Source organism: Mycolicibacterium houstonense, assembly GCF_900078665.2.
Lineage (GTDB): Bacteria > Actinomycetota > Actinomycetes > Mycobacteriales > Mycobacteriaceae > Mycobacterium > Mycobacterium houstonense.
Genome location: NZ_LT546208.1, coordinates 41,772 through 68,301, shown reverse-complemented (window position 1 = coordinate 68,301; position 26,530 = coordinate 41,772). Strand labels below are relative to the sequence as shown.

At 65.9% G+C, this 26,530-nt stretch carries 25 protein-coding genes and 1 pseudogene; 22 read left to right on the top strand and 4 right to left on the bottom strand.

Features of this window, described 5'->3' with window-relative positions; translation table 11 throughout:
- From BN4332_RS28255 to BN4332_RS28220, 8 genes are all read left to right on the top strand, one after another.
- Positions 1-966: an acetaldehyde dehydrogenase (acetylating) gene (locus BN4332_RS28255; RefSeq protein WP_074133212.1), complete on the top strand. Its 966-nt coding sequence runs from the start codon at positions 1-3 to the stop codon at positions 964-966.
- On the top strand, positions 953-2,008 hold the full coding sequence (dmpG, locus tag BN4332_RS28250; RefSeq protein WP_066902896.1) for a 4-hydroxy-2-oxovalerate aldolase: 1,056 nt from the start codon (positions 953-955) through the stop codon (positions 2,006-2,008). Before BN4332_RS28255 ends, dmpG begins: the two co-directional genes overlap by 14 nt.
- Positions 2,005-2,775: a 2-keto-4-pentenoate hydratase gene (locus BN4332_RS28245; RefSeq protein ID WP_066902894.1), complete on the top strand. Its 771-nt coding sequence runs from the start codon at positions 2,005-2,007 to the stop codon at positions 2,773-2,775. The genes dmpG and BN4332_RS28245 overlap by 4 nt, the downstream gene beginning before the upstream one ends.
- Before the next feature lie 26 nt (positions 2,776-2,801).
- A complete protein-coding gene (locus tag BN4332_RS28240; protein ID WP_066903137.1) occupies positions 2,802-3,218 on the top strand; it encodes a RidA family protein in 417 nt (138 codons plus the stop codon).
- Positions 3,215-3,736, top strand: a complete 522-nt coding sequence (locus BN4332_RS28235) for a 3-hydroxyanthranilate 3,4-dioxygenase (protein ID WP_066902891.1) — start codon at positions 3,215-3,217, stop codon at positions 3,734-3,736. The genes BN4332_RS28240 and BN4332_RS28235 overlap by 4 nt, the downstream gene beginning before the upstream one ends.
- A gap of 5 nt (positions 3,737-3,741) precedes the next feature.
- Positions 3,742-4,755: an amidohydrolase family protein gene (locus BN4332_RS28230; RefSeq protein ID WP_066903135.1), complete on the top strand. Its 1,014-nt coding sequence runs from the start codon at positions 3,742-3,744 to the stop codon at positions 4,753-4,755.
- Positions 4,756-5,086: 331 nt separating this feature from the next.
- Positions 5,087-6,733, top strand: a complete 1,647-nt coding sequence (locus BN4332_RS28225; protein ID WP_066902889.1) for an APC family permease — start codon at positions 5,087-5,089, stop codon at positions 6,731-6,733.
- A complete protein-coding gene (locus BN4332_RS28220) occupies positions 6,730-7,110 on the top strand; it encodes a WhiB family transcriptional regulator (protein ID WP_066902887.1) in 381 nt (126 codons plus the stop codon). Before BN4332_RS28225 ends, BN4332_RS28220 begins: the two co-directional genes overlap by 4 nt.
- Positions 7,111-7,194: 84 nt before the next feature.
- Here the strand turns inward: BN4332_RS28220 and BN4332_RS28215 are convergent, their stop codons facing one another.
- Entirely contained in the window at positions 7,195-7,581 is a 387-nt protein-coding gene (locus BN4332_RS28215) for a DUF5997 family protein (protein ID WP_066902885.1), read from the bottom strand.
- Positions 7,582-7,675: 94 nt separating this feature from the next.
- Between BN4332_RS28215 and BN4332_RS28210 the strand changes: the two are divergent.
- The 5 genes and pseudogenes from BN4332_RS28210 to BN4332_RS28195 all read left to right on the top strand — a co-directional run.
- Positions 7,676-8,353: pseudogene (locus tag BN4332_RS28210) on the top strand (LysR substrate-binding domain-containing protein); the annotation flags it as partial.
- Positions 8,348-8,683, top strand: coding sequence for a cupin domain-containing protein (locus BN4332_RS33860; RefSeq protein ID WP_200820466.1), 336 nt, complete (start codon positions 8,348-8,350; stop codon positions 8,681-8,683). The pseudogene BN4332_RS28210 and the gene BN4332_RS33860, both read left to right, overlap by 6 nt.
- Before the next feature lie 57 nt (positions 8,684-8,740).
- Positions 8,741-9,613: a GNAT family N-acetyltransferase gene (locus BN4332_RS28205; protein ID WP_066902883.1), complete on the top strand. Its 873-nt coding sequence runs from the start codon at positions 8,741-8,743 to the stop codon at positions 9,611-9,613.
- 100 nt (positions 9,614-9,713) lie between these two features.
- Positions 9,714-10,427, top strand: coding sequence for a TetR/AcrR family transcriptional regulator (locus tag BN4332_RS28200; protein ID WP_066902881.1), 714 nt, complete (start codon positions 9,714-9,716; stop codon positions 10,425-10,427).
- A complete protein-coding gene (locus BN4332_RS28195) occupies positions 10,414-11,346 on the top strand; it encodes a class I SAM-dependent methyltransferase (RefSeq protein WP_066903133.1) in 933 nt (310 codons plus the stop codon). Before BN4332_RS28200 ends, BN4332_RS28195 begins: the two co-directional genes overlap by 14 nt.
- Before the next feature lie 117 nt (positions 11,347-11,463).
- Here the strand turns inward: BN4332_RS28195 and BN4332_RS28190 are convergent, their stop codons facing one another.
- Positions 11,464-12,648 carry an NAD(P)/FAD-dependent oxidoreductase gene (locus tag BN4332_RS28190; RefSeq protein ID WP_066902879.1) on the bottom strand — a complete coding sequence of 395 codons (1,185 nt, stop codon included), beginning with the start codon at positions 12,646-12,648 and terminating at the stop codon, positions 11,464-11,466.
- Positions 12,649-12,799: 151 nt separating this feature from the next.
- Here BN4332_RS28190 and BN4332_RS28185 point away from each other — a divergent pair, with 151 nt between their 5' ends.
- The 3 genes from BN4332_RS28185 (at position 12,800) to nrdF (ending at position 16,200) form a co-directional block, all read left to right on the top strand.
- The gene (locus BN4332_RS28185) at positions 12,800-13,540 is read left to right on the top strand and encodes a TetR/AcrR family transcriptional regulator (protein ID WP_066902877.1); all 741 of its coding nucleotides are present in this window, start codon (positions 12,800-12,802) and stop codon (positions 13,538-13,540) included.
- A gap of 80 nt (positions 13,541-13,620) precedes the next feature.
- Positions 13,621-15,162 (top strand): flavin-containing monooxygenase, encoded by a 1,542-nt coding sequence (locus BN4332_RS28180; protein ID WP_066902876.1) that lies wholly within the window; start codon positions 13,621-13,623, stop codon positions 15,160-15,162.
- Positions 15,163-15,237: 75 nt separating this feature from the next.
- Positions 15,238-16,200: a class 1b ribonucleoside-diphosphate reductase subunit beta gene (nrdF, locus tag BN4332_RS28175; RefSeq protein WP_066902874.1), complete on the top strand. Its 963-nt coding sequence runs from the start codon at positions 15,238-15,240 to the stop codon at positions 16,198-16,200.
- An 88-nt stretch (positions 16,201-16,288) separates the two neighbouring features.
- Here nrdF and BN4332_RS28170 read toward each other — a convergent pair whose 3' ends face one another.
- Complete coding sequence (locus BN4332_RS28170; RefSeq protein WP_096867152.1) at positions 16,289-17,797, bottom strand: ATP-binding protein; 1,509 nt, start codon at positions 17,795-17,797, stop codon at positions 16,289-16,291.
- Positions 17,798-17,902: 105 nt separating this feature from the next.
- Between BN4332_RS28170 and BN4332_RS28165 the strand changes: the two genes are divergently transcribed.
- Positions 17,903-18,265, top strand: coding sequence for a response regulator (locus BN4332_RS28165; RefSeq protein WP_066902871.1), 363 nt, complete (start codon positions 17,903-17,905; stop codon positions 18,263-18,265).
- On the opposite strand, the gene BN4332_RS28160 is transcribed toward BN4332_RS28165, so the two are convergent.
- Positions 18,243-18,896 carry a response regulator gene (locus tag BN4332_RS28160; RefSeq protein ID WP_066902869.1) on the bottom strand — a complete coding sequence of 218 codons (654 nt, stop codon included), beginning with the start codon at positions 18,894-18,896 and terminating at the stop codon, positions 18,243-18,245. The genes BN4332_RS28165 and BN4332_RS28160 overlap by 23 nt on opposite strands.
- 195 nt (positions 18,897-19,091) lie before the next feature.
- Between BN4332_RS28160 and BN4332_RS28155 the strand changes: the two genes are divergently transcribed.
- The 5 genes from BN4332_RS28155 (at position 19,092) to BN4332_RS28135 (ending at position 25,512) form a co-directional block, all read left to right on the top strand.
- Positions 19,092-20,153 (top strand): cupin domain-containing protein, encoded by a 1,062-nt coding sequence (locus tag BN4332_RS28155; RefSeq protein WP_066903129.1) that lies wholly within the window; start codon positions 19,092-19,094, stop codon positions 20,151-20,153.
- Entirely contained in the window at positions 20,150-22,378 is a 2,229-nt protein-coding gene (locus BN4332_RS28150; RefSeq protein WP_066902865.1) for a xanthine dehydrogenase family protein molybdopterin-binding subunit, read from the top strand. The genes BN4332_RS28155 and BN4332_RS28150 overlap by 4 nt, the downstream gene beginning before the upstream one ends.
- Positions 22,375-22,899, top strand: coding sequence for a (2Fe-2S)-binding protein (locus BN4332_RS28145; RefSeq protein WP_066902863.1), 525 nt, complete (start codon positions 22,375-22,377; stop codon positions 22,897-22,899). The genes BN4332_RS28150 and BN4332_RS28145 overlap by 4 nt, the downstream gene beginning before the upstream one ends.
- The gene (locus BN4332_RS28140) at positions 22,896-23,882 is read left to right on the top strand and encodes an FAD binding domain-containing protein (RefSeq protein ID WP_066902862.1); all 987 of its coding nucleotides are present in this window, start codon (positions 22,896-22,898) and stop codon (positions 23,880-23,882) included. The genes BN4332_RS28145 and BN4332_RS28140 overlap by 4 nt, the downstream gene beginning before the upstream one ends.
- Before the next feature lie 253 nt (positions 23,883-24,135).
- Positions 24,136-25,512, top strand: coding sequence for an alpha/beta hydrolase (locus tag BN4332_RS28135; RefSeq protein WP_066902860.1), 1,377 nt, complete (start codon positions 24,136-24,138; stop codon positions 25,510-25,512).
- The last annotated feature ends 1,018 nt before the right edge of the window (positions 25,513-26,530 follow it).

Below are 26,530 nucleotides of genomic sequence, written 5' to 3'. Positions count from 1 at the left end.
GTGAACGACACCGAACACGCTGGCGTCCCGGTAGCGGTCCTCGGGTCCGGCAACATCGGGACCGACCTGATGATCAAGATCATGAGGCTGTCGCCGACGCTGCGGATGGCGGCCATGGTCGGAATCGACGCCGAATCAGACGGATTGGCAAGGGCGAAGCGGATGAAGGTGCCGACCACCGCCGAGGGCATCGACGGGCTGATCCAGATGTCCGAATTCGACCGCATCCGATGCATTTTCGACGCCACCTCCGCCAAAGCGCACCAACACCACGCGGCGATCGCCGCCGAACACGGCAAGGTGATGATCGATCTCACCCCGGCCGCCATCGGTCCGTATGTCGTGCCGCCCGTCAATCTGGATGCGTTGAGCGACAACGACAACGTGAACATGGTGACCTGCGGTGGGCAGGCCACGATTCCCATCGTCGCCGCCGTCTCACGCGTCGCGCCGGTCGCATACGCCGAGATCGTCGCCTCGATCTCGAGCCGGTCAGCGGGACCCGGAACTCGGGCCAACATCGACGAGTTCACCGAGACCACCACCGCCGCCATCTGCGCCGTCGGTGGTGCGGAGCGCGGCAAGGCAATCATCGTACTGAACCCGGCAGATCCACCGATTGTCATGCGGGACACCGTGTTCTGTCTGATCGAGGGTCACCTCTCGGCAGCCGAGAAGGAGGCGATCACCACCTCGGTGACTCAGATGGCGGCCGCCGTCGCCGAATACGTCCCCGGGTACCGGCTCAAGCACGATGTCCAGTTCGAGCCGTTCTCCGATGTGCTGGTTCCGGCGCTCGGTCGTCGCGTGACGGGCACCAGGGTCGTTGTGCTGCTGCAGGTCCGGGGCGCGGCGCACTACCTGCCCGAGTACGCGGGCAACCTCGACATCATGACGTCCGCCGCGCTGCGCACGGCGGAACGAATCTCGGAGCTGAGAGGGTGGACCGCCGATGGCCGGCGATGACACGACCCGCATCTACGTGCAGGACGTCACATTGCGCGACGGAATGCACGCGATGAACCACTCGTACACGGTCGAGCAGGTGCGCCAGATCGTATCCGCCCTCGATGCAGCGGGCGTCGCCGCGATCGAGATCGCGCACGGCGATGGGCTCGGCGGATCCAGTGCCACATACGGTTTCGGCGCGCACACGGACCAGCAGTGGATCACTGCCGCGGCGGAGTCGGTACACGCCGCGGTCCTGACCACGCTGCTGCTCCCGGGCATCGGCACGATCGAAGACCTGCGCCGAGCGCGCGACCTGGGTATCACCAGCGTGCGCGTCGCCACCCATTGCACCGAGGCCGACATCGCGGCCCAGCACATCGAGTGGGCGCGCGAGCACGGCATGGATGTCTCGGGCTTTCTGATGATGAGCCACATGACCGATGCCGAATCCTTGGCCCGGCAGGCGGCACTGATGGAGAGCTACGGGGCACACTGCGTCTACGTGACCGACTCGGGAGGCCGGCTTCGGATGCGCGACGTGGCCGAGCGCATCGACGCGTACCGAAACGTGCTGGATGCAGCCACGCAGATCGGGATCCACGCCCACGAGAACCTGTCCCTGTCGGTCGCCAACACCGTGACAGCAGTCGAACACGGCGCCTACCGGGTCGATGTCGCCTTGGCCGGACAAGGTGCCGGCGCAGGCAACTGTCCCGCCGAACCGTTCATCGCCGTGGCGGACCTCAACGGATGGGCACACGGCTGTGATCTGTTCGCCCTGCAGGACGCCGCCGACGACGTCATCCGACCGCTGCGCACCAGACCGGTCCAGGTGGACCGCGAGACGCTGACGTTGGGCTATGCCGGGGTCTATTCAAGCTTCCTGCTGCACGCCGAACGAGCCGCCCAGCGGTTCGGCCTGGACACCCGCAGCATCCTGGTCGAGGTCGGCCGCCGCGGGCTGGTCGGCGGCCAGGAGGACATGATCATCGACATCGCACTGGACCTTCAGGACCAGATGCCGGAACACACGAGTAAGGCGGTCCCGAATCCATGAGCCTCCCAGCGGAACTCGATGCCCTTGCCCACCGTCTCGACCAGGCGCAGGTGCATCGCACGGATACTCTGAGCCTGGCCGAGGAGGCCGACATCGACGTGGACCAGGCCTACGCCATCCAGGCCCTGCTCGTCGGACTCCGTGAGCAACGAGGCGAGAAGGTCGTCGGCGCCAAGCTGGGGTTCACCAGCAAGGCGAAGATGGCCCAGATGGGCGTGTCGGAGGTGATCGTGGGCCGGCTCACCGACGCCATGCGGTTCTCCGATGGAGACGACGTCGACCTGTCCCGCTTCATCCACCCGAAGATCGAACCGGAGGTCGCCTACCGGCTGTCGCGTGACGTCGGAAACGATGGTGACACAACGAGTATCGCGGACAGCGTCGATGCCGTGGCGCCGGCCGTGGAGATCATCGATTCCCGGTACCGGGACTTCAAGTTCACCTACACCGACGTGGTGGCCGACAACACCTCGGCCGCCGGGTTTGCCATCGGGGCCTGGAAACCGGTGCAGCAGGTGGACAACCGCGCGGTGAGACTCTCCGTGGGTGGCAACGAGGCCGTCGGCTCCACCTCGGCGATCCTCGGCGATCCGGTGCGCGCACTTCACGCACTGGATCGCGTATGCCGGCAGCGGCGGATCACACTGCGCGCGGGCGACGTCATCCTCGCCGGAGCGGCAACCGCCGCGCTGCCGCTCACCCCCGGTATCGCACACTGCGAGGTCGCCGGTCTGGGGACCGTCACACTGAAGGGAGTCCGGTCGTGACCGAAGCCAGCCGGGTCATCGAAGGGATGGCCACACCGCGGGGGAGATTCCCGCACGTGAAGATCGTCGGCGACCTGATCTTCGTCTCGGGCACGAGCTCTCGACGCCCCGACAACACCTTCGTCGGCGTCGAGGTGGACGAGTTCGGCACCACGAACCTCGACATCCGTGCCCAGACCCGCGCCGTGATCGAGAACATCGGCGCGATACTCGGCGAGGTCGGTGCGGATCTGTCCGACGTCGTCCAGATCACGTCATACCTGGTCTCCATGAACGACTTCGGCGGCTACAACGAGGTTTACGCCGACTATTTCGACGAGACCGGCCCGACCCGGACCACGGTGGCCGTTCACCAGCTACCGCACCCACATCTGCTCATCGAGATCCAGGCCGTCGCACACCGGCGATCGGCAACCGAACTGCGAACGGAGACCCGACGATGACCACCATCCCGCCCGTAGTCGATTTCCAGGGGTGGATCGACGAGAACGCCCACCTTCTGGTGCCGCCGGTGAACAACCGGACCATGGCCCTGGGCGACGACTTCATCGTGCAGATCGTCGGTGGCCCGAACCAGCGGACCGATTTCCACCTCGATCCGTACGAGGAGTGGTTCTACCAGATCAAAGGTGACATCTACGTCACCCTGATGACCGACGACGGACCCCACGACGTGCACATCCGTGAGGGCCAGGCGTGGCTGTTGCCACGCAACATCCCGCATTCGCCGCAGCGGCCCACCGAGGGGTCGATCGGCCTGGTCATCGAGCGGGTCCGGGAGGAGGGCACCCTCGAGAAGTTCCAGTGGTACTGCGCGGAATGCAATGCGCTGGTCCACGAGATCGAACTGCAGGTGCGCGATATCGTCGCCGATCTGCCACCGGTCTTCGAGGAGTTCTACAACGACCCGCGGGCACGCAAGTGTTCCGAATGCGGTGCCCTGCACAAGGGCAGAGCGTGACCGACGTGAGCGGAATCATCGACGTACATACGCATTACGTGCCGAAGGGCTGGCCCGACATCGGAGCACAGGCCGGTCCCGATGCGCCGTGGCTGCGGATAGAGAGTGAGTCCGAGGCGATGATGATGATAGGGCACAAGGAGTTCCGCCGCATCCAATCGAACTGCTGGGACGCCGAGGAACGACTGCGTGACATGGATGCCGACGGTGTGCAGATGCAGGTTGTCTCACCTACGCCGGCACTGTTCCACTACGGCAGATCAGGCTCGGACGCGGCGAAGATCGCGCAGATATTCAACGACTTGGCGCTCGACATCGTGGCTCCGGCACCGGACCGCCTCATCCCGTTCTGCCAAGTCCCGTTGCAAGACCCTGACCTGGCATGCAAGGAGCTCGACCGCTGCCTGGACAACGGTCACCGAGGGGTCGAGATCGGTAACCATGTGGGCGATCTGGATCTCGACAGCGAAGGTGTGGTGACGTTTCTGCAGCACTGCGCCCAACGCGACGTGCCGGTGTTCGTCCATCCGTGGGACATGGCCAACTCGCCGCGTCTCGATCGATGGATGGCCCAGTGGCTCACGGCGATGCCCGCCGAGACGCACCTGTCCATCCTGGCACTCATCCTCGGCGGAGTGTTCGACCGCGTCGATGAGCGGCTGCGGATCGCGTTCGCGCACGGCGGCGGGTCGTTCGCCTTCTGGGTGGGACGCATGGACAATGCTTGGCACAACCGCCACGATGTGATCGGCACCTCGATGTTCCCGCCGTCTTACTACGCGGGCCGGTTCTATGTCGACTCGGTCGTCTTCGACGAGCGCCCACTGCGGCTGCTGGTCGACACCCTCGGTGCGACCAACGTGCTGGTGGGCAGCGACTACCCGTACCCGCTCGGGGAGCGTCCGGTGGGCAGCGTCGTGACCAACAGCCCGTGGCTCGACGAGCCCACCCGGTCACTGATCACCCGCGACAATGCCCGACGTTTCCTCGGAGCGCCAGCGCTTCCGGCGACGACGTGACACCGCGTCAGGCGTGAAAAACAGCTGCCCTTGAAAGGCTGGGCAGCCGCATATTCGCCCACACCCGGCCGTCTTCACGACGGTCGGGTTTTCGCGTGCTCAGAAGCCGATGCCGCCGTTGTCGTGTTTGCCGATGTGGCCAGAACGGCCGCCGTCGTGCCCCCGTTGCCGCCATGCCTGCCCGCGCATAACTAGAGGCATATTCAGCATTTGTCCACATACGTGTGATGGCGAACACTAACGCCATGAATATTGGTATCAGTAACCACATTTGGCATTGTCGGTGGCGACTCGTTCCGTGTTTCCCCGGTAACGAGGCGGCGGTCGCCCCGTGACCGAGGTGGCTACCGGGCCGGCGGACAAGGGCTTGCGGCGAGACATCGGGAAGCTTGGGCTGCTCTTCGTCAGCTGCGGAGCGATCATCGGGTCGTCGTGGCTGTTCGTTCCGATCACCGCACTGCAGATCGCCGGGCCTTCTGCGATCGTGTCCTGGTTCATCGCGATCGCGCTCATCACCGTGATCATGCTGACCTACGCCGAGTTGAGCGCGATGTTCCCCGTGGCCGGTGGTGTCACCCGGTTCCCGCAGTACTCCTACGGCTCGTTCACCAGCTATACGGTCGGGTGGATCACGTGGCTGGGCGTCGCGGCGGTGCCACCGATCGAAGTGCTGGCGACGCTCCAGTACTCGTCGAGCTACATCCCCGGCCTGTTCCGCACCGAGGCCGGCGCGGCGGTCCTGACTCCCATCGGCATCGCCGTCGCGGTGGTCCTCATGGGCATGTACACCGTCGTCAACATCCTCGGTGTCCGGTTCTTCGCCAGGATCAACAACGTCATGGTGTGGTGGAAGCTCACCACCGTGGCGGTGATGGCCCTGGCGCTGCTGGCAATGTCGTTCGACGGCGATGTGCTGACCTCCACCGAGACCGGTGGCTTCGCCCCGTTCGGGTTCGGGGCCATCTTCGCGGCCGTGTCGTCCGGAGGGGTCCTGTTCACCCTCATGGGTGCGCGCCAGGCCGTCGAGCTCGCGGCCGAGACGACGAAGCCGAAGGTGAACATCCCGTTCGCCCTGATCGGCTCGATCCTGATCTGCGGTGCGATTCTCATCGGTCTGCAGATCGCCGTCGCGGGGTCGATTCCCCGCGACGTGCTGACGGGCGGGGGATGGAGCGACCTGACCGTCCATCACGACATCGGCCCGCTGGCGGGACTGGCCGGCGCGCTCGGCCTCGTGTGGCTGGTGGTGCTGATCCGGGTCGATGCCGTCATCTCCCCGCTCGACACCGGCCTCATCTACGCCGCCTCGGCCGCACGCCTGTCATATGCGCAGGGCCGCAACGGAAATGCTCCGCAGTGGCTCACTCTGCTCAACAAGCGTGGAGTGCCGTGGACATCGATGCTGCTGATGTTCGCCGTCGGATGCCTGTTCTTCCTGCCGCTTCCGTCGTGGCAACGCCTGGCCGCATTCATCACCACCGCAACAGTTCTGGCGTTCGGGGCCGGGCCGGTCGTGATGGGCGCTCTGCGCCGTCAGCTGCCCGCACAGGAGCGGCCGTTCAAGGTCCCGGGGGGCGACGTGATCCCCTTCCTCGCGCTCCTCGCGGCGTCTTTCATCGTCTACTGGGCGGGGTGGTCCACCAACATGCGGGTGTTCATCGCCGTGGCGGTCGGCTACATCGTCCTCGGCTTGCACTACCGCTTCGCGAAAGACCGCACCCTGATCCCGCCGCTGCAACTCAAACAGGGCGCGTGGATTCTGATTTGGTTCAGTGGACTGGCCGTCATCAGTTGGCTCGGCACCTACGGCGACGGCCTGGGCGTGTTGAACGAACCGACCAGCGCCGTTGCGCTCGTGGCCCTTTCGGCCGTGTCATATGCGGTCGGGCAGGTCGTCCGGCTCACCACAGCCGAGGTGGAAGACAACATCGAGCGCCAACGGATCGCCGACGAGAGCACACCGATGGCGGAAGTATGACAGTGGCGGCCCAGCACCTCGCGGCGGATATCCGGAGAATTCCGGCGGTGCTGTCGGAGGAATGGCGGTTGCAGGCCCGCTGCCGTGGCATGGATCCTGCGCTGTTCTTCCACCCGGACGGGGAACGCGGACAAGCGCGTGCGCGCCGCGCCGAGTGCGCGCGGGCGATCTGCGCGCAGTGCCCGGTGGTGCAGGCGTGCCGGAGGTACTCACTGGAGCGCAATGAGCGATTCGGGGTGTGGGGCGGCGTGTCCGAAGAGGAGCGCGAGCTGATCCTGAACAACCCGCGGGACCGCAATCGCCACCGCCCGTCGAGGTTCGGTGCCGGGCCGCGGCGCACCGCCAACTCCGCCAGAGGCGGCAGCACAATTTCCTGACCAGACGTGACGCGGCCCCGACCGATTCGTCGGTCGGGGCTGCCTTGTCAAAGGCCGGGTTGGGGCGGTCGGGTGCCGCCGGGCTCAGCGCTCGCGCGCCTGCTCCGCGCGCAGCGCCTTCAGGCGTCGCTCCTCCTGCAGCACACTCTGGTAGCTCTCGCGTTCGGCGATCAGCCACTCCGGCTTCTCCTCGAGCAGCTGATCGATCTGCTCGGTGGTGAGTGCCTTCTCGACGCCGCCGCGCGTGAGACCGGCGATCGAGATGCCCAGCTTGGCGGCCACGAGGTTCTTCGGGTGCGGCCCGTTCTTGCGGAGGTCCTTGAGCCACTGCGGCGGGTCGGCCTGAAGAGCGGCGAGCTCCTCGCGGGTGATCGGGTTCTCCTGGAATTCCGCAGGCGTCGCGGGCAGGTACACGTCCAGCTTCTTGGCCGCCGTGGCGGGTTTCATGGACTGCGAGTTCGGCCTGCTCATGCGGTCCCCTCGCCGGCTCGGGTGCCGCATGCGGCCTGTTGATTCGCTCCGCGAGCGTCGCTCATGGCCACCAGCGTATCGGTAGCCTGAGGCGGTGACCCCGCTCTCCCTCACCCTCGGGTACGTCCCCGGTGGGACGCCCGCGAAGTGGGCCCGGATCTGGGCGGAGCGTCACCCGCAGGTGCCGCTGCAGTTGTGCGCCGTCGATGCCGCAGATGCGGCCGCCGCGGTGCGGGACGGCGCCGTCGACCTGGCGCTGCTCCGGCTGCCCGCCGACACCTCAGCGCTGGCCGTCATACCCCTCTACGAGGAGACCACGGTGGCCGTGGTGCCCACCGAGCACGTTCTCACTGCTGCTGACACGATCACCGCCGCGGACCTCGACGGTGAGCCGACACTGCTCCCACTCGACGACGTCGTGGCCTGGGCCGACGCTCCGGGTAGCCCGATCGAGCACCGACCCGAGACGACCAGGGACGCGATAGAGCTCGTCGCCGCAGGGCTGGGGGCACTGATCGTTCCGCAGTCGCTGGCACGGTTGTATCACCGCAAGGACCTCACGTACCGCCCGATCACCGACGCCCCGACTTGTGCGGTGGCGCTGGCCTTCCCGGAAGGACCACAGTCAGGCTTGGTCGAGGAGTTCATCGGTATCGTGCGCGGGCGCAAACCCGGTTCGTCGCGGGGGCAGGCCGAGGCGGCCCCGAAACGCACTGCCCGGGAGAAGACGCTCGCCAAGCAGGCCGCCCGCGCCGCGGCGGGNGCTATCGCGTCTTTCGGTCCCAACGCGCCGGGATACGTGTGGAAGTCGGCTGCAGACGTCGAACCGATCGAGGTCTTTCCCGGAATCACCGTCCAACTGCTCTGGCAGGGGGCCAACGGTGCCAAAGCGGCGATCACCACCATCGCACCGGGTGCGGTCTGGGTCGGCGAAGACCTGCATGATCCGGGCCCCGAAGAGGTCTACGTCGTTTCGGGCGTGTTCAACGACGGTGTCAACGACTACACCGCAGGAACTTTCCTGCACGCGCCGGCGGGGTCGTGGCACGTACCGCAATCCGCGCAGGGGTGTGTGCTGTTCCTCTTCTACCCCGAAGGCTAGACACCACCGCCTCGAAAACCATTGGCGATCGTCGGGTCCAGCCTCCACGCTGGGAGCATGGAGGCTCGCCTGTATCAGTCGCCGACCGACTTTGAACCCGTCACCGGGTCCGTGTACCGCCTGGACCCGGTGCTGTTCACCTCCGAGCTGACCACGCTACGCACCGCTCCGTGGCCTGCCGAGCGAATCCTGTTGTCCGTGTTCAACCGTCACGGCGCGATCGGCGCGGCGGTACAGACCCACGATTCGGTGCTGTTGGTCAATGGTCTGCCGCCCGAGGCGGCGCCGACAGCGGCGGGTGCGCTCGCCGGCGTTGCGGCCACTCTGGAGGGAGTACGCGGAACACCCTCGACGGTAACGGCTTTCATCGACGCCTGGCATGAGGTCACCGGTGTGCGAGCGACGGTGTCATCGCGCGACGTGCTCTACCGACTGGGGACGCTGAGGCCGCCCAGCGGCGTCGCTGGTCAGTGGGGGCCGGCGCAGGCCGGTGACTCGGAGATGCTGGCGCGCTGGTTGGATGAGTTCTTCACCGAAGCCTTCGACGAGCCCTCGAACCTCGACGCGAGTCGTGCGATGCTCACCTCGATGGCCGAGTCCGGCGACCATCTCCTGGTGTGGTCGGTGGCCGGGAGACCGGTCAGCATGGCGCGGGTGCGCCATCCCGTGGTCGGCGCCTCGCGCATCGGCCCGGTCTACACCCCGCCCGAGCATCGTGGCCACGGTTATGGGGCCGCGGTCACCACCGCCGCGTCGCAGTTTGCCATCCGGGCAGGCGCCGACGCGGTGGTGTTGTTCGCCGATGTCGACAACCCGGTGTCCAACCGGATCTATCGGCGTATCGGGTTCGAGGCGGTCGCCGAGAATGTGCGGTGCAAGCTGATGAAAACGGGTCAACCGCTGGACTATTCGGACGTCGCTCCGGATTGAAGATGGTCGCGACCACCACCCATCGGAAGCGCCCCAAGTCTGACCCTTGACCAAAATCGTTTTTTGGTCAATCCTGGTGTCACAGGGCGTGGGAGGTGCGATGTCGGACGTGCGGCGGGAACGAGCGGACCGGATCCTCGATACGGTGTCGGATCTGCTGCTGCGCTGGGGCTATCGCCGGATAAGGATCGACGAGGTCGCCAAGCGGTCGGGGATCGGCAAGGGAACGGTCTATCTGCATTGGCGTACCCGTGAACAGATGCTCGCGGCCGTCGGATCGCGGGAAACCGCCAGGATGGTGGACGCGGTCACCGAGTCCATGCGGGCCGATCCCGAGACGGTGTTGCCGCACCGGCTCATGCGGCGAATCTTCATCGAGGCGATGGGCCGTCCGGTGCTGCGTGCGATCTACACGCAGGACATCGAAACGGTGGACGCGTTGGCGACCGACCGATCCCAAAAGGCAATGGGCGGAGCCAATTTCGCCGGCTGGCGGGAGTACCTGGAGATCGTCCACCGGCATGGACTGCTGCGGGAGGGGCTTGTCCCGGCCGATGTGCACTACCCGCTGACGGCGACCGTCTACGGCTTCTTCTCGGCCGACCCGCTGCTGCCCGGCGAACTCGCGCTGAGTCTGCAGGACAAGGCCGATCAACTGGCCGGCACGTTGCAGCGCGCCTTCGAACCACCTCGACCACCGGCGCGCAAACACCTGGATGCCGCAGCAGTCGAGGTCGTCGCACTCTATGAACGGATCGCCGAGCAGTTTCGAGCCATCACCTATGAGCAAGGAGGTCGCGATGAGCCGCAGTGACAACGACAGTTGGGATCTGACATCGAGCGTCGGTGCGACGGCCACCGTGGTGGCCGCGCAGCGTGCCATCGCCTCGAGAGGGCCGGATCCGCTGATCAACGACCCCTATGCCGAACCGCTGGTCCGTGCCGTCGGCGGTGATGTCGTCGCGACCATGCTCGACGGCGACGAAGGATCCGACGTCGCCGTCGTTGCCCTCAGCAGGAAGCAGCTCGCAGAGGCGATGGCGGTGCGAACCCGGTTCTTCGACGGCCTGTTCACCCGCGCCACCGCCGCGGGCGTACGGCAGGCCGTGATACTGGCCGCCGGATTGGATACGCGCGCTTACCGGTTGCCGTGGCCGGCCGGAACCGTCGTGTATGAGATCGATCAGCCGGAGGTGATCGAGTTCAAGACCACCACGCTCGCCGGCCTGGGCGCCAACCCCACCGCCACGCGTCGCGCGATCGCCATCGATCTCCGCGATGACTGGCCGAAAGCCTTGGTGGACAACGGACTGGACCCGAACAAGCCCACCGCGTGGATCGCCGAAGGGTTGCTGATCTACCTGCCGCCACAGGCGCAGGACCAGTTGTTCGACAACATCACCCGACTCAGTGCACCTGGCAGCCATCTCGCCACCGAGTACATTCCCGACGCCTCGGCGTTCTCCGAAGACCGATCTCGGGGCGTCACGGATGGCTTCCGGCGGTTCGGCTTCGACGGGGAGCTGTCCCAGCTGGTCTACCACGGGCGGCGCAACTCCGTCATCGACCATCTGAGCGCAAGTGGTTGGGACGTGTCGGCTCAGACGCTCGAAGAGGCTTACGCCGCTAACGGGTTTGAACTCCCGGGTGACGAGATGTTCGCCGCGTTCGCCGATGCCCGCACCGTCAGTGCCGTGCTCACCGGCACGTCGTCGCCGGCCCCGGCGCCTTGATGTCCGACGAGATGCGGTGCGGATTGAGTCGGAACTGACGAACGCCGAAACGCGGGAAGCCCCTGCGAGGATCAACCGATCGTCGCAGGGGCTTCGCACTCGTGAGGTGTCGTCGGCCTACTTGAGGGTGTGCTGTGGGCCCTGGGCTTTCTTGTACAGCGCCTTGAGCATCCGGTCGCGGAAGGCGGCATTGTCGATCAGCTTGATGCCGGCATCGGCCAGCTTCGGATAACCGATCAACTTGTGCATGTAGCGACCGCGGCGGTACTCCCGACCCCACGCGGCCTCCATGCGTTGCGCATAGTTGGTGAAGTCGTCCGGGCCACCGTTCTGCAGCGCCGCGATCGCGCACTCGCCCGCCGCCAAGCCGGATTCCAGTGCCTTGGAGATACCGGCACCCGAGGCCGGCTTACCCGCACCCAGCGAGTCGCCGGTGAACAGGACGCCCGGACGCCACGGCGGCCAGGCCGTGAAGCCCATCGGCAATCGCCAGGCCCGCACGCTCTTGTTCTTCTTGAGTTCCTCGATCGGCGGCAATTCCCATTCGCTCGGCAGCGTCCGCAGGAACTCGCCGAGGAACTGGGTGGCGTTGATGGACTGCCAGTTCTTGTAGCTGTTGACGTAGCCCAGGCCGATGTTGAAAAGCCCGTTGCCCATCGGGAACACCCAGCCGTAGCCGGGCAACTGATCGCCCTGGAACACCAGCTTCAGGTAAATGTCGAGGCTGTCGGAGTCGGGCCGGTTCGCGTGCATCTCCGACCGGATTGCGATGGCCGAGTAGCCGTTGTACTCCGAATCGATCTTGAGTGCGCGCTTGATGGGGGAGTAGGCACCGTCGGCTGCGATGACCGCGTCGCCGTACACCTTCTCGCCGCTCTTGAGCACCACACCGACCACGCGGCCATTGGCGTCGAACTCGGGTCCGGCCACCTCGGCGCCCTGACGCACCTCGGCGCCCGCCGACTCGGCATGCTTGAGCAACACGGTATCCAGATGCGTCCGGCTGACCGTGTGCCCGTGATCGGGCATCCCGGGGCGGCGCGGGAAGGACAGCTCCCATGCGCTGGGGCTGAACACCGTCACGCGGTTCACCCGGTGATAGGTGGCGACCTCGTCGGCCAGGCCCATCTTCTGCAGATAACTCACCGCGCGCGCGGTCAGTCCGTCGCCACAGGGTTTGTCGCGGGGGAACTCCGCTTTGTCCAGGACCAGCACCTTGGCGCCGGTCTGAGCGGCCTGCCACGCCGCGGCGGAACCCGATGGGCCGCCACCCGCAATGACCAGGTCGTATCGCTGCGTCATGAGTCTCGTCTCGTAGGTTGACTGTCGCTGCGATATTACCGAAGCGCGGTGCCCTCGGCTCGGCGGGCGAACGCCCGGGTCAGAGGGTGAAACCGCGTGTTGTGTGGCGGTCTGGGCAGGTCAGCGCCATCAGGGCGGGTACAGTGATCGCGTGCGGCGAACGTCGAGATCACATTCCAGCGATGGCCCGGGCGTCAAGGTGGACGCCCGCAGCGAGCGCTGGCGTGAGCACCGTAAGAAGGTGCGTTCGGAAATCGTCGACGCGTCGTTCCGGGCGATCGACCGGCTGGGCCCCGAGCTCAGCCTGCGTGAGATTGCCGAAGAGGCAGGCACTGCCAAGCCCAAGATCTACCGGCACTTCGCCGACAAATCCGATCTGTTCCAGGCGATCGGCGAGCGGCTGCGCGACATGCTGTGGTCGGCGATCTTCCCGGCCATCAACCTCGGCGCCGACCCGGCCCGCGAAGTCATCCGGCGCAGCGTCGAACAGTACGTGCGGCTGGTCGACGAACACCCCAACGTGCTGCGCTTCCTGATCCAGGGCCGGTTCGCCGAGCAGAGCGAATCGACCATGCGGGCGCTCAACGAAGGCCGCGGCATCACCCTGGCGATGGCCGACATGTTCTCCAACGAGCTGCGCGAGATGGAACTCGACGGGGCCGCGATCGAGCTGGCCGCATTCGCCACGTTCGGGGCGTGTGCGTCGGCCACGGACTGGTGGCTGGGTACCGACGAGGACAGCCCGCGCCGGATGCCGGCCGACGAATTCGTCAACCACCTCACCACCATCATGGTCGGATCCATCAACGGCACCTGCGAACTCCTCGGCATCTGGATCGACCCGGACCTGCCGCTGCACGAGGGCGTTCAGCGGCGTCAGCACGCCAGCTGACCAACTCGTTGACAGTCGCGTCCCAGGTCCGGAGACTGGGAAGTATCCGGTACCGCCGTTCCCAGAAAAGGACCTGAGCTATGACGGCTGCCCAACCCTCGTCGCAGGGTCAGCAACCAATCGAGACCCGTGCCCTGATCATCGGCAGCGGGTTCTCTGGGATGGGGATGGCGATCGAGCTGCAACGCCGCGGCGTCGACTTCCTGATCCTGGAGAAGGCCGACGAATTCGGCGGGACGTGGCGCGACAACACCTACCCGGGTTGTGCCTGCGACATCCCGTCGCACATGTACTCGTTCTCCTTCGAGCCGAAGGCCGACTGGAGCCACATGTGGTCATTCCAGCCGGAGATTCAGGACTACCTGCTGGGGGTGGCCGCCAAGTACGGGCTGCGCCGCTACACCAGGTTCAACACCCATGTCGATCGCGCGCACTGGGACGACCAGGAGCTGCGCTGGCACGTGTTCAGCGACACCGGCCAGGAATTCATCGCCCAGTTCCTCGTCTCCGGCGCAGGCGGCCTGCACATCCCGCAGATCCCCGACATCGAGGGGCGCGAAGAATTTGCCGGGGCGGCTTTCCATTCCGCGCAGTGGGATCACAGCGTCGACCTGACCGGCAAGCGCGTCGCGGTGATCGGCACCGGCGCCAGCGCCATCCAGATCGTGCCCGAGATCGTCAAAGACGTTGCCGAGCTTCACCTCTACCAGCGCACGCCGGCCTGGGTGATGCCGCGGGTGAACAACAAGTTCCCGCTGTGGATGCGCCGCGTGTTCAGCTATGTGCCCGGAACCCGCGCGCTGATGCGCGCCGCCATCTACTGGATCCACGAGGGTGTCGGCTTCGCCATGACGCAGCAGCCGTGGCTGCTCAAGATCGGCGAGGCGATGGGGCGCTACAACATCAACCGCAGCATCAAGGACCCCGAGCTGCGCCGCAAACTCACCCCGCGGTATCGCGCCGGGTGCAAGCGAATCCTCAACTCCGACACCTACTATCGCGGGATCGCCAACCCCAAGACCCAGGTGATCACCGAATCGATCACCCAGATGACGCCGAACGGCATCGTCACCGCCGACGGCGTCGAGCATCCCGTCGACGTCGTGGTGTACGCCACCGGATTCCACGTCACCGACTCCTACACCTACGTCGACATCAAGGGCGCCGGGGGCGAGGATCTCGTGGACCGGTGGAATCGCGACGGGATGGCCGCGCACCGCGGGATCGCGGTCTCGGGCATGCCGAACCTGTTCTTCCTGCTCGGACCTAACACCGCGCTGGGGCACAACTCGGTGGTGTTCATGATCGAATCGCAGATCCGCTATGTCGGCCAGGCCATCGCCGCGGTCGACAAGGCCGGGGCGGCCGCGCTGTCGCCCAGCCCCGCCGCCCAGGCCGCGTTCAACGACGAACTGCAACGCGATCTGGCCGGCACGGTGTTCAACACCGGAGGTTGCCGGAGCTGGTACATGGACGCCCACGGCGTCAACCGCACCCTGTGGAGCGGCATGACCTGGCAGTACTGGTTGGCAACGCGGAAACTCGACCCGAAAGAGTTCGATTTCATCCACGCTGGGCGCGACACGAAAACACTAGATGCTGGGGTCCCCGCGGGGGCCTAGCCCCAGGGGTAGTGTCTTGGGTGCTGTCCGGCAAACACAACGACCTGGTGAAATGGGGTTCTGGTGAGCGAAGGCATGAAGCTGATCGACCGTGTCTCAGCGATCAACTGGAACCGGCTCCAGGACGAGAAGGACGCCGAGGTCTGGGATCGGCTGACCGGCAATTTCTGGTTGCCGGAGAAGGTGCCGGTGTCCAACGACATCCCGTCGTGGGGCACCCTGACCGCGCACGAGAAGCAGCTCACCATGCGCGTCTTCACCGGCCTGACGCTGCTGGACACCATCCAGGGCACCGTCGGTGCGGTCAGCCTGATCCCCGATGCGCTCACCCCGCACGAGGAAGCCGTCTACACCAACATCGCGTTCATGGAGTCGGTGCACGCCCGTAGCTACTCCAACATCTTCTCGACGCTGTGCTCGACCGCTGAGATCGACGACGCGTTCCGCTGGTCGGAGGAGAATCCGAACCTGCAGCGCAAGGCCGAGATCGTCATGCAGTACTACAAGGGCGACGAGCCGCTCAAGCGCAAGGTGGCCTCCACGCTGCTGGAGAGCTTCCTGTTCTACTCCGGCTTCTACCTGCCGATGTACTGGTCCAGCCGGGCCAAGCTGACCAACACCGCCGACATGATCCGGCTGATCATCCGTGACGAGGCCGTGCACGGCTACTACATCGGCTACAAGTACCAGCGCGGGCTGGCCCTGGTCGACGAGGAGAAGCGCCAGGAGCTCAAGGACTACACCTACGAGCTGCTGTTCGAGCTGTACGACAACGAGGTCGAGTACACCCAGGATCTCTACGACGAGGTCGGGCTCACCGAGGACGTCAAGAAGTTCCTGCGCTACAACGCCAACAAGGCCCTGATGAACCTCGGCTACGAGGCGCTGTTCCCCAAGGACGAGACCGACGTGAACCCGGCGATCCTGTCCGCGCTGTCACCGAACGCCGACGAGAACCACGACTTCTTCTCGGGCTCTGGTTCGTCGTACGTGATCGGCAAGGCCGTCGTCACCGAAGACGAGGACTGGGATTTCTAGGGTTTCCCATGCGAGTCCCAAGCGCGAGCGGACGAAACAGTGCATGAGATCAACGGATTTCGGGGGACATTCAGATCTGCTCGCTGCGTCATGTCGGGTGAAGTACCGGGATTGTCGCAGTCACCCTTGTGCCGTCGCCTGGTGGACTGGTCACCGAGAGTTGACCCGATAGTGCCTCGACCCGGTCTTTGAGACCGATCAGTCCCGAGCCGCCGCCGGGTGTTGCGCCGCCGACACCGTCGTCGGTGACCGACAAATGCAGCCGGGCGTCGTTGAGGACCGCGCACACCGTGATCTCTGCGGCTTTCGCGTGCTTCGCAGCATTGGTCATCGCTTCTGCGGCGACGTAATACGCGGCGACCTCCACTGACTCGGGCAACCTGCGGTCGACGTTCACGTCCAGTTGGACAGGGACCGGTGATCGCCGCGCCAGCGTCTTGATCGCTGGGCCGAGCCCGCCCTTGGACAGGATGGCGGGATGGATGCCCCGGGACAATTCCTGCAGATCGGAGTACAGCCCGGCGAGTCCGGTGACGACATTGGACAACTGGCTGCGCAATTCGCTGTCGGTATCAGGCACGGAGGCCTCGATTGCGCGCAACTCCAGGCTCAGCGACACGATGCGTTGCTGGGCACCGTCGTGCAGATCCCGTTCGAATCCCCGCCGCGCGCCGTCGGCCGCCGCGACGATCCGGGACCGTGACGCGGTGAGTTCCGCGCGCGTCTCGGCATTGGCGATCGCGGTGGCGATCAGGTCGGCGACATCGGCGATCTGGGGCTGAACGCGATCGCTGATGATGCCAGGGCTGCCAGCGACTACTGCGCCGCGCACCAGGCCATCGACGATGATCGGCGCGCCTACACCCGAACCTATGCCCAAGCCGCGCAGTCGGGCGGCGATGGCGCCGGGCGCCGCATCGTAACTTTCGATTCGGGCGGGTTGTCCGGTATCCCGGATCCGCGCGCTGACACTTTCGCCGTCCAGCGAAAACCGTTCACCCTCAGACAGACCGGGGCCGTTGCGATGATCGTGGGCGGCCACCACTACACACTGCCCGTCAGGGTCGAAACGCAGGACGGTCACATGGTCGACGTGCAGGCTCTTAGCGAGTTCCTGCACCGCCACGTGGTACACCTCGGGGAGGACGGCGCCGTGGGCCACCTGCGTGGCCACCCGCCGCAGCGCCACCTGCTGGCTGGCCAGCCTGCTGACTTCCGCGGTGATCCGCTCTGACTCGGCGGCGCGTAACCGGGCCTGTCCGACAAGGAGATTAGCCAGTAGCGCCAGCACCAAGAACACCGTGGTAGCCGGCAGCAGGCTGTCACCGCCTTCCAGGTGGAAGTAGACATAGACCAGGGCACTGGCCACCGAAGTAGCGACGGCCAGCGCAAAACCCCAGCCCGCGGAGACCACCAGTACACCGAGCAGAAAGACTGCGCCGAACGTGTTCTCCGGGGCAACCTGCTTGAGCATCAATACCAGCAGCGCCTCGGCCGTGATGAACGACGCCGCCACCAACACACCCCAGCCGATCGGACGCGCGGTCGGGCGCACGATATGCGCCAGAAACCGGCTCCGCAGCGATTGCCAGTTCACGGGCCGAGCGTAATCCGGGCGGCCCAGGGAAGGATTCCGGCTAACGGTAATGAATTTCGACCGCCGTGGTGCCAAGCTCGAAATGTGTCGTCCGGTAATCCGCCAGTGCGCTGTCTCATAGTCGATGACAGCGCCGAGTTCCGCGATGCCGCCCGCGTCATGTTGGAACGCGACGGGATCGCGGTCGTCGGCACCGCAGGCGACAGCGCACAGGCCTTGGCGCGACGCGGGGAACTGAACCCCGATGTGGTGCTGGTCGATGTCGACCTCGGGGCCGAAAGTGGGTTCGACACCGCCGAGCTACTTGTCCGTGAACAGGCCGACGTGGCGGTGATCCTGATCTCCACCCACGACGAGCAGGATTTCGCTGACCTGATCGCGGCCAGTCCAGCCCGTGGCTTCCTGCCCAAGCTCACCCTGTCCCCGGCAGCGGTGCGGGAGATGCTCAGCGAGCCTCGAGAAACATGATCACGGCCCGGACCCGGCGGTGGTCATCGCCGGTTTCCGGAAGGTTCAGTTTGGTGAGGATCGCGCGCACATGTTTTTCAACGGTGCCCTCGGTTACCCAGAGGCGACGCCCGATCGCGGCATTGGACAGTCCCTCCGCCATCAGCGTCAGCACCTCCCGCTCCCGGGCGCTGAGTGCTGCCAGCGGATCATGGCGGCGCCGCGCCGACACCAGCTCAGCTACCAGGGCCGGATCGACCACCGAGGCGCCGTTGGCGATTCGCTGCAGGGTATCGACGAAATCGGCGACATCGGTGACCCGGCTCTTCAGTAGGTACCCGATGCTCTGGCCGCTGGCCAGCAGTTCCATCGCATGTTCGACGTCGACGTGGGCCGACAGCACTAGGATGGCCGTCTGCGGCGACCGATGTCGGATTGCCCTGGCGGCATCGAGGCCTTCGGTGTGGTGATCCGGCGGCATGCGGATATCGACAAGCACCAGCTGTGGCTGAGTCTCCTCGACGATGCGCAGCAGTTCGGTCGCATTCCCGGCCTGGCCGGAGATCTCGAATCCCTCCCGCTGCAGGAGACTGGCAAGCCCTTCCCGCAGCAGCACGTCGTCGTCGGCGATGGCCACCCGCAGCGCGCACATGACTACCTCCTTCTGCGCGGCTGCATTGTCGCACCGCGGCGCGATTCCCCGCGTGGTGCGTGACGGGAATGGTGGCTAGCCGGTAGTCCGGACTACGGGAACCCGGCCCCAGGTATGGACGCCAGCGTCGAGGACACCGCGACCGCCAGCCGCGACGCTGGATGCAGCCACTACCGAATCGAGGAGGACCTCCGCATGACCACAGCATCCGTTCGGAGCGCACACGTTGTCTCGCTTCTCGCCAGCACCGATGTCGAACAGTCCGACCTCGGATCCATCCACCGTGTCACCGCCGACAGTTTTCCGATTCTGCGGGGCATGTCAATCAAGCGGCTGGTCCTCAACCCCGCCGCCATGAGGACGCCGCACTGGCACGCCAACGCCAACGAACTCACCTACTGTGTGTCTGGGACGGCGCTGGTGTCGGTTCTCGATGACGGCAGTCGCTTTTCGTCGTTCACCATCAGCGCCGGTGAGATGTTCCACATCGATTCCGGCGCACTGCACCACATTGAGAACATCGGCACCGAGCCGGCCGAGTTCATCATCACCTTCCGGAACGAACGCCCCGAAGATTTCGGGCTGGCCGCCTCCTTGGGTGCAATGACGGATGCGGTGCTGGGCAACACCTACGACCTGGACAGCGGCGATCTGTCCACACTGCGCCGCAGCACCGTTGACCGCACTCTGGCCGCGCGCACCGGTGAACCGGTGATCCCGTCCACGGCCAGGTTCGGGGACCCGCACAAGTTCGGAGTGGAGGCGATGAGTGCCCCGGTTATCCAGGAGTACGGGTCGGCGCGCACCGCCCGCAAGCAGTTCTGGCCGGCACTCAAGGACCTGTCGATGTACTCGCTGCGCATCCGCGAGGACGGCATGCGGGAGCCGCACTGGCATCCGGTCACCGCCGAAATGGGTTATGTGCAATCGGGTTCCGCGCGGATGACGGTGATGAACCCCGATGGCTCCCTGGACACCTGGCTCCTGCGCCGCGGTGACGTCTACTTCGTGCCGCGGGCATACCCGCACCACATTGAAGTGGTCGATTCACCCGATCTGCACTTCCTGATCTTTTTCGACCAGGCCACCCCGGCTGATATCGGCTACCGGGCATCGATGAGCGCCTACTCGCGCGCGACCCTGGCGGCCGTGTTCGACAGCCACATCGAGGATCTGCCCGAATTCCCTTTCACCCCAGTTGATCCGCTGATCGTTCGCCGCCGCAACCCGGTCGACTCCTACGCCGTCGGCCAGTGACGCCGGCGAGGGTTGGCCGGGCCGTCGACCGTGTCGAGGGTCGGGACAAGGTCACCGGGGCGGCGAGATACGCCGCCGACACCGTGGTGGACGGTGTCACTTACGGCGTGCTGGTGCAATCCGTTATCGCGCACGGCCGCATCACCGCCGAATCGATGGCCGCGGCCGCGAACCGTGCCGGTGCGGCACCAGGCGTATTGTACGTGCTCACTCCTCTGAATTGCCCACCGTTGCAGCTTCTTCCGGAGGATCTGACCTGGGACCTGCCCTTTGAGCGGCGTCCGCCGCTGTCGGATCTGACGGTCCAGTACAGCGGTCAGCATCTGGCGCTCGTCGTCGCCGACTCATCGGAGAACGCCACCGCAGCGGCAGCGCTGATGGAGTTCGACTACGTTCCCGAACGCGCCCAGTTAACCGTCGACGACGTGCTGAGCCAGCCGGTTCCGGCCGACGAGAAGAACGGTCAGATCCGGTACGGCACCTATCGGCCGGACCACTTCGTGAAACTGGATGAAGAGAAGTTGCAGGACCGTCGCGGCCCCGCCGACGAGCCCGCGGGAACCAAGGTGGCGGCCCGGTTCACCACCGCGGCCAACGCGCACTATCCGATCGAACTGTCATCGACCATCGCACATTGGGACGGTGACCACCTGACGGTTCATGACAGCACCCGGTGGATCACCGGGGAACGCCGGGCCCTGGCGTGCTATCTGGGCATATCCGAAGACCAGATCCGAATCCTGTCACCGCTGGTGGGCGGGGCCTTCGGGTCTAAGAGCTTCTTATGGATGCACGTCGTGTTGTGCGCGGTGGCTGCCCGCGCGGTGGACCGTCCGGTGAAGCTGGTACTCACTCGGAACCAGATGTTCACCTCCACCGGTCACCGCCCGCGCACCGACCAGCAGGTGGCGTTGGTGGCCGATGCGCATGGTGGGATCCTGAGCACCGAGCAGCACACGCTCACGGAGACCTCGACGGTGGCGCACTTCTGCGAACCGGTCGGATTGTCGGCGCGCTTCCTTTACCAGTCACCGCGACTGGTCGTCTCGCACAACGTCGCCAGGATCAACGCGCCGACACCATGTTTCATGCGCGGACCGGGGGAGGCTCCAGGGTTGTTCGCCCTCGAGGTTGCTATGGACGAACTCGCGTATGCCACCGGGACCGACCCCGTCGCACTGCGGTTGGACAACGACCCCGCCTGCGATCAGCCCAGTGGGCGACCGTGGTCGGGCAAACACCTTCGGGAATGCTATCTGCAAGGTGCCGAACTGTTTGGCTGGGCACACCGGCCAGCAGCGCCACGGTCATTGCACCGCAATGGAGTTCAGGTCGGATGGGGGATGTCGACGGCAAGCTACCCCGGTCGCAGAATGCCCGCGGACTGCCGGGTCGACACCACACCGGACGGCCGCATCCGATTCGCCGTCGCTACCCACGAGATCGGCACCGGAGTGCGCACCGTGATGGCGCAGGTGGCCGCCGACGCCACCGGAATGCCACTGCGGGACCTGATCGTCGAAACCGGCGACTCGCTGTTCCCGGACGCGCCGTACAGTGGCGCCTCCCAGACCACGGCCACCGTTGGGTCGGCAGTGCACCGTGCAGGCACATTGTGGAGGCAGCGTCTGCAGTGCTGGCTCTCCGGTACCGGCCGGGCAGTAGCATCAGCTGCCGAGTTGAGCGAGGTTCTGGCGGCCGGCGGTACCGCGCTCAGTGAGCTGCTGTCGTTCACCGTGAGTAGCGGCGGACGGGACGAATCAGGACCACTCTCACAGTCTTTCGGTGCCCATTTCTGCGAGGTGGAGGTCGACGAGCAGATCGGCCGGGTATCTGTGACGCGTTGGGTCGCGGTGATGGACTGTGGCCGGGTGCTCAATCCGAAGCTTGCGAAGAATCAGATCATGGGGGGCATTACGTTCGGGCTCGGGATGGCGCTGATGGAGCGGGTGCCCTGCGACGGGCGTACCGGCCAGCTGATCGGGGAGTACTACGTACCGACCCATGCCGACTGCCCCGAATTCGAGATCACCTTCATCGATGCGCCTGACCATGCACTCAGCCCGATCGGGGTGCGGGGCATCGGTGAGATAGGAACATGCGGAGTGCCGGCCGCTATAGCCAACGCCATCCATCACGCCACCGGGAGACGGTCGCGAGACTTGCCGATCACGCTGGAGATGCTGCTGCAGCCGTTCGACCCGTCCACCGAGGAGACCGCATGATCGAGCTGTGCTTGACCGTCAACGGCACACCGCGCCGGGTGGGCGGCGATATCCGTAGCACTCTGCTGGATCTGCTGCGAGAACGCCTGGGACTGACCGGAACCAAGAAGGGGTGTGACCACGGCCTGTGCGGTGCCTGCACCGTCGACGTCAATGGTGAACGGGTGCTCAGCTGCCTGACGCTAGCTGTATCGATCGACGGGGCCGACATCCGCACCGTCGAAGGGATTGCCGAAGACGGAGAGCTCGACCCGGTCCAGCGCGCATTCCTCTGCCGCGACGGATTTCAGTGTGGCTACTGCACATCGGGTCAGATCACCTCGGCGCGGGCACTGCTGCGCGAGCATGCACGCGGTGACCTTTCCGCGGCCTCGTTCGACGCCGGCCGGTGCGCTGTTCATGATGGGCCGGTCCGATTGTCCGACGCCGAGATTCGGGAACGAATGGCCGGGAACATCTGCCGATGCGGTGCGTACGCAAATATCGTTGCGGCGGTCAAGGACGCGGGGGCCATAGCGTGAAGACCTTTGCTTTCACGCGTGCCGAGACCGTAGACGACGCGGTCCGCAGTGCCGCGGCCGGTGCCCGGTACTACGCGGGCGGCACCAACCTGCTCGATTTGATGAAGCTCGGCGTGGAAGCACCGACCGCGCTCGTCGACATCGGCAGGCTTACGATGCGCAGCGTCACCGAGACCAGCCACGGCGGCGTCCTCGTGGGGGCGGGCGTAACCAACAGTGCGGCCGCAAACCATCGGCTGATCCGCGAGCGGTATCCGGTGCTCTCACAAGCGATCCTGTCCGGGGCAACCACACAGATTCGCAACATGGCCACCGTCGGGGGAAACCTAATGCAACGCACCCGATGTCCCTACTTCATGGATCCCGCATTCGCGCGCTGCAACAAGCGGGAGCCGGGAACCGGGTGTGCCGCCCGTGGGGGTTTCAACCGCGAACATGCACTGTTCGGCGCCAGTGAGGCGTGCGTGGCGGTGCACCCTTCGGACATGGCGGTGGCGCTGGCCTTGCTCGATGCGCGCGTACATGTGCGCGGCCCGGCGGGCGGGCGCACGGTTCCCATCGGCGAGTTCTTCGTGCTACCGGGTGTGGCCCCGGAGCGTGACAACTCGTTGCTGCCTGCTGAGCTGATCACCGCTGTGGAGCTACCGCCGTCGCGGCTGGCCCGTCACAGCTGGTATCTCAAGGTTCGCGACCGGCACAGTTATGCGTTCGCCCTGGTGTCGGTAGCAGCGGGGATCGAGCTTGCTGACGGTGTCATCGCCTCGGCGGGTCTCGCGCTTGGTGGGGTGGCTGCCAAACCGTGGCGGTCAGCCACGGCGGAGACGGCCCTGATCGGGGCGCGGCCTGGCCTGGCGGTGTTCCGCAGGGCGGCTGAGCTGATTGCGGCCGACGCGGTACCGCTGGCGCAGAACCGGTACAAGATCGATCTGGCGAAGAACAGTGTCGTGCGGGCCCTGCAGAAAGCTGTGGGAGTGACTGATTGAGGATTCAATGTGGGCGGCCCGCGCGGAAACCCTTCGGTGAGCGGCTGCGGCCACGCCGGGGAGCCCAAGGGTGGCGCCGACCGCCGCGCTCATCAGGGCCACCGGCATCAGTCTGCGCATCACGCCAACATGTCGTAACCTGGCACACAGCATCGCCAGAGCGCACAGTGCCAGCCCGGTGGCCGCGCATTTCGGCCGCTCGCATGGCAACCACTCAGCGAGCTGACAGCTGGCGTTGCTATGAAATGAGCTGATGCACCAGCTCATTTCGCGGATCTCGCTGATCCACGGCTGGTTCCCCGTCGTCGTGCAGCTGATCGCGGTAGCACTGCTGGGAGCCGCTGTGGGCCGCCGCTCGCCGCAGTGGCGTTTCCGGGTGTTGCCGACGTTGACGCTGTCGGCGGCCGTGCTGGCGGGCCTCAGCTACTGGTACATCGACTCGATCGGGGTGGCCGGCAACGCCGGTCCGCCCGAGTTGTGGGTCTGGATCGCGTTGACCGTGCTGGCCGTCGGCGTCGCGCTGGTGGGGTGGGTGAGCGCGCGATGGTGGCGACGAGCCGCCTCGGTGGCGGCGATCGGGGTGTGCGGGCTGGCCTGTGCGCTCACCCTGAACATGTGGGTCGGGTATTTCCCGACGGTGCACGCGGTATGGAGTCAGCTCATCTCGACTCCGCTGCCGGGGCAGACAGACCGGTTGACCGTGACCAAGATGCAGCTGGCCCATGTCCGCCCCGCCGGCGGTGTTCTGGTTCCGGTGACCATCGATGCGGCGGCCTCAGGGTTCGCCCACCGCGGTGAACTCGTGTATCTGCCCCCGGCCTGGTTCGCCACCATTCCGCCGCCGCGACTGCCGGCGGTGATGATGATCGGCTCACAATTGAACACCCCAGCTGACTGGCTGCGCGCCGGCAATGTGCTGGGCATCATCGACGGATTCGCGGCGGCACACGACGGGAACGCGCCGGTGTTCGTATTCGTCGACGCGACGGGCTCGTTCACCAACGACACGGAGTGCGTCAACGGGATCCGTGGCAACGCCGCCGACCATCTCACCAAAGACGTTGTACCGTACCTGATCTCGAACTTCGGAGTACGCCCTGACCGCGACGGGTGGGGGATCGCCGGTTGGTCGATGGGCGGCACCTGCGCGGTGGATCTGACCCTGATGCACCCGGACATGTTCCGGTCGTTCGTCGACATCGCTGGGGACCTGCGCCCCAACACCGGCGACATGGCGCAGACGATCGGCCGCCTGTTCGGCGGCGACGCCGACGCGTGGGCGTCCTACGATCCGGTGACCGTCATGCGGCGGCACGGTCCATACTCCGATGTCACGGCCTGGTTCGAGGTGCCGGTTTCCGGGGCCGGCGGTAGCACCCACGATCCCACGGTCAATCCCGAGGCTCAGGACGTCGCCGCGACCACGCTGTGCAATGCGGCCCGGGCCGAGTCGATCGCATGCTCGGTGCAGGCCGCACCGGGCCGCCACGACTGGGCCTTCGCCGCCAACGCGTTTGGTGCCGCATTACCGTGGCTGGCCGGGCAACTGCACACGCCGGGCGTGGACGTGACCGGCCTGCCGCCCTCGACCGTGGAGTTACAGCCCGGCGTCCAGGCCGCGCCGCACTGAGTTAAGATCGGAAGAGCGTCGTGTAGGGAAAGAGTGTAGATCTCGGTGGTCGCCGTATCNCGAGGGGCGCTCGATGACCGTCGAGTTCGCGCCTCCCACTCGGTAACTGGCACCGCGATGTTCATCGGCCAGGCGGTCGCCCTGGCCCAGCAGCTTGTTGCGCAGACTGCCCGGTGCATACGCCGACTGGTAAGCGCCGCGCTCGGTGAGCACCGGAACGACGTGCGCGATGAACTCCTCGAAGGATCCCGGCGTGATCGCGTACGCCAGGTTGAAGCCGTCGACGTCGGTCTCCTCGACCCACTCCTGCAGGGTGTCGGCGACGTGCACCCCGGACCCGACGATGCGCGGTCCCATGCCGCCGATCTCGCCCCACTCGGCGATATCGCGCACGTTCCACTCGCCGCCCTTGTCGGAGGCGGACTGAAAGGCCTTGACCGCGGACAGGATTGCGTTGGAGTCGACATTGCCGATCGGCTCGTCGAGTCCGTAGCGGGCCAGGTCCACACCCATCCAGCCGGACATGAACACGAGTGCGCCTTCGGGGTCACCGTAGGCCAGGTACTCCGCGTGCCTGGTGTGGGCTTCTTCGTCGGTCGCGCCGGTGATGATCGTGGTGAGGTTGAAGATCTTGGCCGAGTACGGGTCTCGGCCGGCCAGCTCGAGCTCGGCGCGGATCGTGGAAACCGTCTCGCGCAGCAAGGCTTTGGTGGGGGCCGCGGTGAAGATCGCCTCGGCGTTCTCCGCGGCGAAGCGCACCCCGCGCGGTGAGGACCCGGCCTGGTAGATGACCGGAGTGCGCTGCGGCGACGGTTCGGCCAGGTGTACCCCGGGCACGCTGAAATGCGTTCCGGAATGACCGATGTGGTGCACCTTGGCCGGGTCGGTGAACACGCCGCGTTCGGCGTCCCGGACCACCGCGTCGTCCTCCCAGGAGCCTTCCCACAACTTGTAGAGCACCTCGAGGTACTCGTCGGCGTGGTCGTAGCGCGCGTCGTGAGCCGGCTGGTCGGTCTGG